Source organism: Bradyrhizobium ingae (genome assembly GCF_055791185.1).
Genome location: NZ_JBVUBB010000009.1, coordinates 71,131 through 83,411 on the forward strand (window position 1 = coordinate 71,131; position 12,281 = coordinate 83,411).

Annotated in this window: 10 protein-coding genes; 4 read left to right on the forward strand and 6 right to left on the reverse strand. The window is 61.9% G+C overall.

Annotation, left to right across the window (positions count from 1 at the left end; genetic code table 11):
• Positions 1-12: 12 nt before the first annotated feature.
• The 4 genes from ACV1FX_RS16020 (at position 13) to ACV1FX_RS16035 (ending at position 4,428) form a co-directional block, all read left to right on the forward strand.
• Complete coding sequence (locus ACV1FX_RS16020; RefSeq protein WP_473118517.1) at positions 13-264, forward strand: hypothetical protein; 252 nt, start codon at positions 13-15, stop codon at positions 262-264.
• A gap of 247 nt (positions 265-511) precedes the next feature.
• A complete protein-coding gene (locus ACV1FX_RS16025) occupies positions 512-2,245 on the forward strand; it encodes a SulP family inorganic anion transporter (protein ID WP_473118518.1) in 1,734 nt (577 codons plus the stop codon).
• Positions 2,242-3,675 (forward strand): DUF2252 domain-containing protein, encoded by a 1,434-nt coding sequence (locus ACV1FX_RS16030; RefSeq protein ID WP_473118519.1) that lies wholly within the window; start codon positions 2,242-2,244, stop codon positions 3,673-3,675. The genes ACV1FX_RS16025 and ACV1FX_RS16030 overlap by 4 nt, the downstream gene beginning before the upstream one ends.
• A 75-nt stretch (positions 3,676-3,750) precedes the next feature.
• Positions 3,751-4,428, forward strand: coding sequence for a hypothetical protein (locus ACV1FX_RS16035; protein WP_473118520.1), 678 nt, complete (start codon positions 3,751-3,753; stop codon positions 4,426-4,428).
• A 123-nt stretch (positions 4,429-4,551) separates the two neighbouring features.
• On the opposite strand, the gene ACV1FX_RS16040 is transcribed toward ACV1FX_RS16035, so the two are convergent.
• The 6 genes from ACV1FX_RS16040 to aspT (ACV1FX_RS16065) all read right to left on the reverse strand — a co-directional run bounded on the left by ACV1FX_RS16040 (position 4,552) and on the right by aspT (ACV1FX_RS16065) (position 12,099).
• A complete protein-coding gene (locus tag ACV1FX_RS16040) occupies positions 4,552-4,884 on the reverse strand; it encodes a nuclear transport factor 2 family protein (RefSeq protein WP_473118521.1) in 333 nt (110 codons plus the stop codon).
• A gap of 51 nt (positions 4,885-4,935) precedes the next feature.
• Positions 4,936-6,600, reverse strand: coding sequence for a sulfatase-like hydrolase/transferase (locus ACV1FX_RS16045; RefSeq protein ID WP_473118522.1), 1,665 nt, complete (start codon positions 6,598-6,600; stop codon positions 4,936-4,938).
• A 208-nt stretch (positions 6,601-6,808) separates the two neighbouring features.
• A complete protein-coding gene (cax, locus tag ACV1FX_RS16050; protein ID WP_473118523.1) occupies positions 6,809-7,912 on the reverse strand; it encodes a calcium/proton exchanger in 1,104 nt (367 codons plus the stop codon).
• A gap of 133 nt (positions 7,913-8,045) precedes the next feature.
• On the reverse strand, positions 8,046-8,327 hold the full coding sequence (locus ACV1FX_RS16055; RefSeq protein ID WP_473118524.1) for a hypothetical protein: 282 nt from the start codon (positions 8,325-8,327) through the stop codon (positions 8,046-8,048).
• A 369-nt stretch (positions 8,328-8,696) separates the two neighbouring features.
• Positions 8,697-10,391 carry an aspartate-alanine antiporter gene (aspT, locus tag ACV1FX_RS16060; protein WP_473118525.1) on the reverse strand — a complete coding sequence of 565 codons (1,695 nt, stop codon included), beginning with the start codon at positions 10,389-10,391 and terminating at the stop codon, positions 8,697-8,699.
• Positions 10,392-10,407: 16 nt separating this feature from the next.
• Positions 10,408-12,099 carry an aspartate-alanine antiporter gene (gene aspT / locus ACV1FX_RS16065; RefSeq protein WP_473118526.1) on the reverse strand — a complete coding sequence of 564 codons (1,692 nt, stop codon included), beginning with the start codon at positions 12,097-12,099 and terminating at the stop codon, positions 10,408-10,410.
• Positions 12,100-12,281 lie beyond the last annotated feature (182 nt).

The window sequence follows — 12,281 nt, forward strand, 5'->3', positions numbered from 1 at the left end:
GAGTAATTTGCCATGTTGCCTCAATTCGGCACCGCAGCCCGCAAGAATCCTAACAAGAACCTCAACAAGCCGCTCAATGCCGACGTCGGCGGCGCGAAACCGGACAAGGCCTCGGTCGACGCAGCCTGGCTCGTGCTCGAGGCCGCCAACGATCTCGGCGATCACGCCGCCATAGCGGCCTGCCGCCGGGTGATCGATGCAGAGCTCAACGGCACCGCCGCCGGCGGCTCCGACCTCGCCCTCGTGCTGGATTATTTCCGCTAGGTCGAGAGCAGTCCCGTAGCCCGGATTTCGCTGCGCTCTATGCGGGCCTGCACGCTTCTCGATATTTACGGACCACAGGATGGGTTGAGCGAAGCGAAGCCCATCATCTCTCCCCTGACCAAGCACGCCAACTGTCATCGATCCTGGCTCCGGCCACCGGAAGGGCCACGGCGGCGTTGATCTTGATCAATGGTTTGGGCTGAGAACCACATGCAATGACCTGCTTCCGTCCGCGGACAGTTGGATCATGGCGATTTCCGGCCTCGTCTCGGTGCCTCACAGGCTACTTCCCGCGCTCGATTGGATACCGGGCTATCGGCGTGAATGGCTGGTGCCTGACGCGCTTGCCGGTATTGCGCTCTGGGCAGTGATGGTGCCCGAAGGAATGGCTTACGCCGGAATCGTCGGCGTGCCGCCGATCATGGGCCTCTATACGATCGTACCGGCATTGTTCGCCTATGCGTTGTTCGGCACGTCGCGCCAACTCGTTGTCGGACCGGATACTGCGACCGGCCTGATCTCTGCATTGACGGTCGGCGCCGTTGCGGCGCATGGCACGACCGAGTTCAATTCCCTCACATCCACGCTGGCCGTCATGATCGGGGTCCTCTTCCTGTTCTTCGGCATCGCGCGCATGGGATGGGTCGCGAGCTTTATCCCCACGCCAGTGATGCGTGGCTTCATCGAGGGGCTGGTCTATGTGACCATCATCGGCCAGGTCCCTCATCTGCTCGGGATTAGCGGCGCCTCCGGCAATTTCTTCGAAAAGCTTTGGCACGTCCTGCAGCATCTCGCGGAAGTTTCGCTCGCGCCGGCCTTGATCGGACTGTCGTGCCTCGCGGCAATGTTGTTGCTGCGTCATTGGGTGCCGAGCATTCCGGCGGCACTCGTCGTCATGTCCGTTGCGACGATCCTGGTCGGGCTCCTCGGAGGAGAGGCCATTGGCGTACACGTCGCCGGACATATTCCCTCCGGTCTGCCAGGGCTCACAATGCCAAACCTGGACCGCTCGGTCCTGCGCGAGCTTGCACCGGGCGCGCTTGCGATCGTCCTGGTCGGCTATGCCGAGGCATTAGGCGCGGCGAAAGCGGCGGCACTGCAGGATGGAAACGATATCGATCCGAACCAGGAGTTGATCGCTCATGGGCCCGCAAACATTCTGACCGGTCTGTTCGGAGGATTTCTCGTCGTCGGTAGCCTTTCGAAGACGTCCGTGGCCATGGCGGCCGGCGCGCGCAGCCAGATCGCCAACCTGATCGCAGCGGTGCTCTGTTTCCTGACTCTGATTCTGCTGACACCCCTGTTCCGAAACATGCCCGAGCCGGCGCTCGCAGCCATTGTCATTGCGGCGATGCTGCACCTCACGAAGCCGGCCTACCTGCATGACGTGTTGGTCCGCAGCCGCTGGTCGTTTGCCGTCGCACTCATCGTCATCACGGGCGAACTGACGCTGGGCGTGTTGCAGGGCATCGCGATCGGAGTCGTGCTATCGCTCCTGAGGTTGATATATCTGGCCAGCCGTCCCAAGGGCGCTGCGCTGGGACAGTTGCCGGGCACTGAAGCCTACCGTGATGTGAGGCTTCATCCCGAAGCAATCATATTTCCCGGGCTCCTGATCTGGCGCGTCGGCGGCGATCTTTTCTTCGCGAGCGTCGGTCACATTGGAGCCGGACTGCGCGCCTCGATCGCGGCGCCGCCGCCGGTAAAACGCGTGCTGTTCGATTTCGCCTCGGTGGACTTCATGGACATCACAGGAGGTGACGAATTGCTGCGGCTGATCCGGGAGCTGCAGAAGAAGGGGATCGGCGTGGCATTCGTTCGCGTTCGTGATCCCATTCGCGAGGACATGCGGCGCGCCGGCATAGAAGCGGCCATTGGGCCGGATGGATTCTATGAGCGGATTACGGACGGAGTGCGGGCCTGGCATCAGAGCGCCAGCGATTTCCCGTGCGGCGGTGGGAGCTTCGGGAGCAAGTCATGAGAGTCTCCGATCTGCAGCCTCCGTCCACATTCTACCGAATGATCGAGGCGCATGGCGATCGAGCCCTGATCGACAGCTTCCTGTTGAAGCGGCCGTCCGTCAGCGAGCGCCTGGCGGCGGGCAAGGTGCTGCGAAAACAGGTTCCCCGCTCGACGCAGGCAACGTTCGAGCCACCGGCGCGGCGCGCCGATCCCATCGACATTCTGGTGCAGCAGGACGCCGGCCGGGTAAAGGAGCTCCTGCCGATCAAATATGGTCGCATGCTCGAAAATCCCTTTGCCTTCTTTCGCGGAGCTGCGGCCATCATGGCGAGCGATCTGGCGGCCTTGCCGATCTCGGGCACCGCCGTGGTTGGCTGCGGTGACGCACACGTCAAGAACTTCGGTGTCTATGCGTCGGCCGAACGCAATCTCATCTTTGCGATCAACGACTACGACGAAGTCTATGTGGCTCCGTGGGAATGGGACCTCAAGCGGCTGGCGGCGAGCGCGGCGGTGGCGGCGCAATGCCTCGGCGGCGACAGGGTCAAATGCGAACAGGCGGCCCGCGAATGTGTCGCCATCTATCGTGAGCGCATCCTTCGCTACGCCGAAATGGGCTATCTGGAAGTCTGGTACGATCACATCGACGAGCGCGCCATTCTTGACAGCCTGCCGCCCAGGATGCGCCGTATAGCCATAGAAATCATCGACAAGGTGCGGCACATCCGTCCGCTAGAAAAACTGACCGAGCAAGTGAATGGCAAGCACCGCTTCATCGAGCACATTCCGCTGATCGAGCACACGACACGGAGCGCATCCGGCACGTCGGCCCGCGTGTTTTTGGACCGTCTCCTGCAAGCCTACATCGATTCCATGACTTACGATCGAAAGCTGCTGCTGTCGCGCTACCAACTTGTGGATTTTGCGCGCAAGGTGGTCGGGATCGGAAGCGTTGGTACACGGTGCTGGGTGCTTCTGCTCCAAGGCGTCGACGAGAACGACCCGCTCTTTCTCCAGATCAAGGAAGCACAACGCTCCGTGCTTGCGTCCCATGTCGGGATCAAGCTGCCTTTCGATCAACAGGGGCGCAGGGTGGTGGTCGGCCAGCGACTGACGCAGGGATCGCCCGACATTTTCCTCGGCTGGGGACGGGCCGATGGACGGGATTTCTACGTTCGGCAGCTTTCGGAACTGAAGGGCGGAGCCGCACTCGAGGATCTCGAGTCCTTGCCCGACTACTGCGGCATGTGCGGCTGGGCTCTGGCACTGGCGCACGCCAAGTCGGGCGATGCCGCGACGATCGCAGGTTATTGCGGCAAGAGCGACGCCCTTGATGATGCGATCGGCAAATTTGCGATCAGCTATGCCGGGCAGACCGAACGCGACTTCGAGTTGTTTGCCAAGTCGAGGAGGGCAGGCCGGATCAAGGTTGCGTCGGTTCTTGCGTGACGTTTCCTCGAAACAAGTGCGGTGCCACCGAGATCTCGCCTCATCTTCCTCCTGTCCATCTGAGGGAGTCCTGCCATGCACGACGCCGCTGACCGGCCGAGCGTGATGCACGCCCATCTGCGAACCCCGAGAGCCGCCGCCATCGCCGGGGTCGTGTTCTCGATCCTGCTCTTTGCAGTGTTTCTGCTGATGCGGCATTCGGTGCCGCGAGATCCTCTGGAAACGGGGGCCTGGCTGCACACCGGAGCGACCAACGTTGTGATCGCGTTGAATCTCGTGCCCTTTGCAGGAATCGCCTTTCTCTGGTTCGTCGGCGCGCTCCGCGACAAGCTTGGGCAGCGCGAGGACCAGTTCTTTGCAACCGTATTCCTTGGCAGCGGTCTGTTGCTCCTGGCGATGCTGTTTGCGGCGGCGGCCGTCGTCGGGGCGATCATACTGGCGTTTCACGCCTCTCCGGAGGTCCCGGTCGATTCGGCCACGTTCCATTTCGGGCGTGCGCTGGCCTACGGAATGATCAACATCTACGTGGTGAAGACCGCATCCGTTTTCATGATCACGACGTCCACGATCGGCGTCTATACCGGCCTCACGCCGCGCTGGCTGGCGCTTGGTGGATACGTGATCGCAGCAATCCTTCTGATCGGCAGTTACTATTTCGACTGGAGCATCGTGGTGTTCCCGGTCTGGGTTCTCCTGATCAGCGTCAGCATTCTGACCGACAAGAATGCCGCGACGACCGGGCAGATCCTATAATGCCGCAGTCCGGACTGCGCTTTCGCTCCATCCGGACTACGCGTGATAAGCTTGGCAAATCACGACGTCTTCCGGGATAGAGATGCGCTCGACGAGATGCGCACGCGAGGGGGCGGGCTCAAATCACTCAGTGAAATATTGCGTTTCGTGCGCCACCAGTCCGTCGCGGAATTCCATGATGCTCACGGCGTAGGACGGTTTGTCATCATAGCTGAGCGTGAATTCGGTTACCCAGAGCTCGCCGCTTCCAACGATTCGCCGGACCGCAAAGCGTTTCCTGTTCGGCTGGACGAACCGGCTCTCCCTGATGTTGTGCCGGCCGCGGATCCGCTCGCCCGACTGCGGATAATCCAGCACGGCATCCTCGCGATAGATGTCATGTTCGGCATCGAAATCACCGGCATCCGACGCAGTCCAGTGACGCTCCAGCGCAAGCCGCATGGTTCGGTCATCCATGTGAACCTCCTGCATGAGGGCGCCGAGCAAAGCATGGAACGATCCGCCCGGCTAGCGGGCGTGTTGAACGCGCGGCTTCAAGTCTATCAGGCCCCGGTCCACAAGCGTGCGGTGGAATCGGCGTTTCCGTTCGGAGCTGGATGCAAAGTAGGATGCTCCGCAATCATCAAGCAAGCTCGCACGCGTGGCAAATATCGGGTCAAGCGGGAGGCCCGCTCGTCGTAGAGCGACAGTTCCAAGAAAGGCAATATCGAGGTCTGCACCCCGTCCCGGGGCAAAGTGAGGGATATTCAAAGCCTCGATCGCGTAGAATGTACGAAACGGGCGCCGGCTATCTGCCGGCCCTGTCAGGTGCCGATCGACCCGTCGCGTCAATACGGGTTGGTGGTCGCCATAGTGCAATACGAGAACAGGGCGCCCCGGAAAATTGCTTGCCAGCTTCTCCCTGAGCTTTTGCCACGTCGAGGCGGTTTCGACGAGCCGCGCGTAATATTCGGCGTATTCTGCATCGGGGAGGCTGGCCATGGCAAAGGCGCGCTCCCGCTCGAACTGTCCGGGGGGCACAAGCCGCCGACTATGCGGACCATGATTGAAGTTGGTCAGAACATAGAGAAATTGGGGTGACGGGTCGTCGGCAATCCTCTTGGCATGAGCATCGATCACCGCTTCCAGGAACGTTGCATCAGAATTCGTTGCCTCGAAACGCCTGATATCGAAAGGCGGCGGAAAATCGTCAATAAAGATGCGTTCGTCGATGCCGATCGAGCTGTAAAACTCATCATAGTCGAGAAAGTCGCGACGACAGCTCGAGTTCAGTGTCGTCCTGTAGCCGAGCGAGGCCAACGAGCGCGGCAGGCTGCTGTGGAACCGGCCGGCGCCTTTCTTGAATAGGTAGTAGGCGCTCGAACCGAAGCTGGCGCTTGAAAGACCGGTCAGCAGGCTGAATTCCGACTGCCACGAGCCGCCACCGTAGATGTCGACGTTGAGGCGCCCATGCTCCCCCTCTGCCGGGGACAGGAACGCCTCGACGGCCGGCTCGATCGGCAAGCCAAAAATGCGCGGGTCGAAGATCGACTCGTGCTGGATGACGATAATGTCCGGACGTTCGCTGGAGCGCGCCGGCACCGCCTCCTTCAGCGGCAGCGGTTCGTTCGCGATATCGCTCAGAGCCAGCCCATTGAACTGCCGCCAGGACGCGGGGTCGATGAGCGAGGCCATGAAGGTGGAGTAAAAGCACCGCCCCTGCGTCAGCGTCAGCCGCAATGACGTGGCGCCCTTGATGGCGGAAGCCTTCGCGAAGCCGATCAGTGCAAGGCAGAACAGGGGAATTCGAACGACCACGGAAATCGGAGATCCGGCGCCGTAGAACAGAATCGCGATCGAAGCGAAAGCGAGCAGGATGACCCCGAGCAGAATACCCAGCATCATGCGTGGGTATTGCAGCACGAAGAATGGGACTGTGCCTGCAAACGCAAGCGGCACATCGGAAACGATCAGTTTGAGCGCGCTGTGTTTGAATTTGACAATCGATAAACCGGCAATCGCGACGGCGAGCAGGCCGGACAGCAGGATCGCTCGCTCGAAATCGGCAACGAAAACCAGCAGCAGAGCCGCGTTGAGGAAGAGCGCGGCGATCGCAAACAGCAGGTGTTCCACGCTGCGCTCCGTCAGCGCAACGGCGCAGATGGTCGTCACAAGTGCCAGGGTCAAAGTCATGGAATCAGGATGCCCTGAGCCTTCGGTTTGTTCAATTCGGCTTTCGGGCGCCGATATCGGCCTTCCGTGAGCCGTCACCGGCCCGGCTGATTCGCGCAGCGCAGCAAACACCGTAGCCCGAGGTCAGGATGACTGCCCTCGATTTGCCCGACCTGTCAAATGGCTTCGCAGGTTATGCGGACTAGCCGCGCTCTACTCCGCGCTGGTCCTAGACCGGGCCGTGCGAACCGGGTGGGACCATGTAGAGCGTCATCGCAAAGATCGCGTAGATAAAAAGCAGGAGGGCGCCGATGAACCAGGCCGATCGTCCGCTGTTGGTTATGAAGCTCGTCACCACGGTGGCAATCATGACCATGGTCACTGCCCCTGGCCAGAATTGAAGGTCCATCGGCTGCGGCCCGACTACGTAGCTGAGCAGCACGAGAACGGGTGCGACGAACAAGGCGATCTGGGCCGCGCTTCCCAGCGCGATGCTGACGCTCATATCGAGCCGGTTGCGGCGCGCCGCGCCAAATGCCACCGCCATCTCGGCCGCGGCGCCGACCAGGGCAACCACGATGAACCCGACGAAGGCCGGGCTCATGCCCAGCGTTTCGGCTGCCTTCTGCACGGACTCGACGAAGATTTCGCTGACGAGCGCGACCAGCACGGTGACGATCCCCAGCGTCGGAATTGCCACGGCGATCGGCAGCATCGATACGGCCGCTTCGCCATGGTCGCCGCTCGCGAACAGCTCCTTATGCGTCTTCAGCGAGAACAGCATGCTGAGGCCATAAGCCGCGATCAGCAGGATCGCTAGGGCGGCACTCAGGCGGTGCACCGCCGTCTCGCTTCCGGGGAAGTTGAGGTCGGCCACGGCGGACGGCGACAACAGGGCAATCGTGGCCGTCAGGAGCAGCGCGGAATAGAGCCTGCCGCCCGCGCGGTTGTAGTCCTGCACGTGGTGTCGCAGTCCGCCCAGAAGCAGGGATGCGCCCAGCATGAACAGCGAATTGGTCACGATGGCACCGGCGATCGAGGCCTTGACCAGCATATATTCACCGGCATGCAGCGCCGTGACCGCGATGATCAGCTCCGTCAGATTGCCGAGCGTGGCGTTCAACAGGCCGCCTACTGCATCACCGGTCTTCTCTGCGATGGCCTCCGTCGCGTGGCTGAGCAGGCTTGCGAGAGGAACGATGGCAATCACGGCCAGCACGAACAGCAGCGTATGCGCGTCCGGCATGATGCGTTCGAGCGCGATCACCACGGGCACGAAGATCAACAGCCACAACAGCGGGCTATGCCGGATTTCCTTGAGCAGCGAATTCATGGTCCGTCCTTCGCGGTCAGACCTCGACGCTGTCGCCGGAGTTGGGCCCGATATTGATCCAGCTCAACGGCTTATCAGGATGATGGAAAGGAGAAGACGAGGCTCGTCGAACGGGCGAGCCTCGTCCCTGGCCTCAGTAGCAAGGCGGATAGGGATAGTATCCGCAAGCTCGGCGATAGCCATAAGCGCCATAGGCTGCAGCTCCCGCCGCTGCCGCACCGTAATAGGCGCGCCGATGCACTCTGCGGTTGACACCTGCGACGCTCATGGGCGTGAGGGGGCGCCCAACACGCGCTTCGGCGCGATCAACGGACACGGATGGCGCCTCCGTCGCCGAGTAGCGGAGCGACAGCGGGGCTGCCGTCAGGAGCGCGGCACTCACGATCAGTCCAAGAAACTTGGTATGTCCAGTCATTTGCTCTCTCCTTGCCGAATGATGAGAACACCTGACATGGGACCAAGGCCCACCATTGATCGAAATCAATGCGGAACCAGCTTCGAGTCTACTCGTTCCTCCGCGCGCGATGGGCGGGCTGAGCCAAATGACAGCGCGCTCGTGGCGTTCAGGCATGATCCATGCGCTGACCGGCTCTCAGCTCAGATTGATGTGCAAGACGAAGATCACCGCGACCGCTACAGGAAGATTCCAGGCGAGCCACGCGAATAGATATAGGTTGGTTCGAATATTCATGGCATCGGCACGTTCAGCAGATCGGATCGCTAGAGGTGCGTATCCTCCTCAGACAACATCGCAGAACTCGCTGCCTCCCGAGGCGTTGTCGGCTCAGGCCGCAAACACGAGGACCATGACCGAGCCCCAGGTCGTGAGCAGGATGTTCGCGATGGGATAGGCCGGCGTATAGCCGAGCACGGGCACCGGGCTTCCCGCTCGCTCCTGAAGGGCGGCCATTGCCGCCGTTACAGTCTGCGCCCCGGTCAAACCGCCGAGCAGAAGAATTGGGTTCATGCGCAAGACGAAATGACCGAAGCAAAATCCGACGATTTGCGGCAGCAGGGTCACGACCATGCCGCCGAGCAGCAGGCCGATGCCGGATTCTCGCAGGGCGGAAAGGAAGATCGGCCCGGCATGGATGCCGGTGAGCCCGACAAACGCCGCCAGTCCGAGCGACGTCATCAGGCTGATGGCGCCGTCCGGAATCCGGCCGAAGCGCGGATTGAGCGTGCGGAGGTATCCGACCAGAAGCCCGGCAAGCAGCGTGCCGACGCTCGTGCTCAGCGCGATCTTGATGCTGCCGACAGGAAAACTCACGAGAACGCCAACGACGCCGCCGAAGAAGATGGCAAGCCCCAGCACCACGAAATCGATGCTGGTGCTGGGGGCAATGATGACACCGATATTCTTCGCAGCATTCTCCACGACCGGTTCGGGGCCGACGATGCGCAGCAGGTCGCCACGCTGCAGAACGACGCCGGGAGCAATCGGAAGCTCCTGGCCGCCCCGGCTCAACGAGCGCAAATAGAGGCCGCGGGTCCAGTCCTGCAGCGAAGCCTCCTGCAGGTTCATGCCCGCGAGCTTGGTGTTGATCAGGAACACGTCAGCCGAGATCAAGGGAATGTCGAGCAGCTCTTTGTCCTCGACCTCTTCGGCGCGGGAGCCGATCAGTTCCACGATGATCTGGCGCGGCGCCGATATCGTGATCACGTCGCCTGGAGCGAGGATGGTGCCGGGCTCTGCCTGGAGGATGCTTTCTCCCCGGCGGATTCGATGGATGAAAAGGCGGTATTCGGGCATGCGGGCTTCGGCGGCCGCGACTGTCGATCCGGCGAGGGGAGAGTGCTCGTCCAGCCGATAGGCACGCAGCTCGAATTTTCGCCACGCGGACGCCAGACCCGGCTTGGTGCGGGTCATTCCCAGCGACTGCTCGAGCTTGAGCGCCTCTTTCCGCAGGTCGATCTTCAGGAGGGCCGGCGCGACCACCGTGCAGAACGTGATGACGCCCGCATAGCCGAAGATGTAGCAAACCGCATCAGCGACCGCGATATGCGAGACATACAGCGTGCGCTGCGCCTCGGGCACCGAGAGGCCGTTGACCGCGTCGGTCGCCGTTCCCATCGCCGCGCTTTGACTGAGCGCTCCCGACATCAACCCCGCCGCAAAGCCGGGATCGAGCCCGAGTATCCTTCCCACGGCGATTGCGGCCGCAAGGCCGGTGAGACACACGACGACGGCGAGCAGCATCGGTTTCAGCCCGTCGCGTTTCATCGCCTGCACGAATTGCGGACCGACGGAATAGCCGACCCCGAACAGAAACAGCAGAAACAGGAAGGATTTGGTCATGCTTGAAACGGGCACATGCGCGAAGTCGCCGACCACCAGCCCGGCGAACAACGCGCCCGTGACCGGGCCAAGACTGAAGGCACCGATCTTGAAGCTTCCGATCCAGTAGCCAGCGGCGATCACCAGGAACAGCGCGAGTTCCGGATAACGGACGAGAAACTGCTCCAGCCAGGTCAGCATCTCGGGCCGCCGATTTCTACGTCATGAGCATGACGAGCACCATGCCCCAGATCGTCAGGAGGGTGTTTCCAACTGCGTAAGTGACGGTATAGCCAAGACCCGGAATCTGGCTCCTGGCGCGATCGTTGATCATGCCGAGCGAGGCTGTCGTGGTCCGCGCGCCGGAACAGCATCCGAGCACGATGGCGTCATGGAATTTGAACAGGTATTTGCCGACATACATTGCGAGGATCAGCGGCACGGTCGTCACCACGACGCCCCAGAGGAACAGGCCGATGCCAAGCGCCTTCAGGCCGGCAACGAATCCCGGTCCCGATGAAATGCCGACTATGGCGATGAAAACGTTCAGGCCGACGGAGTTCATGAACCAGACGGTAGGCGAGGGAATCCGTCCAAAGGTCGGCCGCACGGAGCGCAGCCAGCCGAAGAACAGGCCGGAGATCAGCGCCCCGCCCGAGGTGGAAAGCGTGAGCGGCACGCTGCCGATCTTGTAGACGATCGCGCCGATCAGCGCGCCGATAGCAATGGCGGCACCGATGAAGGCAACGTCGGCAACATCGGTTGCCCGATCCGGCCGGCCAAGCATCTTTGTCGCGGCGGCGACATCGGGCGTGCGTCCAACGATGGTGACGATGTCGCCCCGGTTCAGCTTGGTGCTGGGAAGGATGGGGATCTCGACCGCAATCGCGCCTCTCGTGATCTTGCGCAGGAATACGCCGCGTGATGCCGGGCTCTTCGCCAGCTCCTCGAGGGTCTTGCCGTCGACGTCCTTGCTGGTCACGAAGACATCGACGCCTTCGATCGGCATCGCCAGCAGCTCGCGATCATCGACTTCCTCCGCCTGTTCGCCGATCAGCTGGACGAGCACGTCGCGCCGGCCCGCCACGGCCACGACATCGCCCGCATGAATCACCGCGTCGGCGATGGCATCGATGATCTTTCCGTCCTGTCGCAGCCGCAGGATGAACACCCGCTGATCGGGGACCAGCGCCTCGGCCTCCTGCACCGTCTTGCCGACCGCCGGGCCGCGTTCACGAACGCGGAATGCACGGACCTCGAACTGATGCCACGCGGTGCCGGGACCGCCCAACTGCTTCTTGCCGCCGTGCTCCTCCTCATATTTCTTGCACGCCGCCTCGAGATCGATGCCGAGCAGGGCTGGGCCAAGCAGAGCGAGGACGATCGCGGAGCCGACGGTGCCGAAGATGTAGGTGACTGCATAGGCGACGGGCATGCCGTCGAGGATCTTCTTGGTTTCTTCCGGCGACAGCCCGAGCCGGTTGATGGCATCGGTCGCCAGACCCATGGACGCCGAGATCGTCTGCGACCCGGCATAAAGCCCGGCGGCCGAACCGACATCGTAACCGGCGATCTTCGCCCCGACATACGGGGCGAGCAGGCAGAACACGCACACGACGGCAGCGAAGATCGCTTGGGGAATGCCGTCCTGCGCGATGCCGCGCACGAATTGCGGCCCGACGCCGTAGCCGATGGCGAACAGGAACATCAGGAAGAAGAATGGCTTGAGCGGGCCCGTGATCGTGATCCCGATCTGGCCGATGATGACAGCGGCGATCAGTGTCGCGGTGACGGCTCCCAGTCCCAGGCCCTTGTAGGTGAAGGAGCCGAAATAGTAGCCCAAGGCCAACGACAGGAAGATCGCGATTTCCGGATAGGTCTTGAGCGTCTGAAAGAACCAGTCGATCATGATGTTACCCCGTTCATGTCGTCGGCGTGCGCCCGCTTCGCTCCCGCTCCACTTCGTGAATCGAAGACCCGACGACGAAAGCTGAAGCTGTGTCGACCAGCATGAGGCGACGGTCCGGATCGGATATGTTGATTTATGTCAAGCGCAACGGCTGAGCTGTGCGGCATCGGAGGCCTCACCGA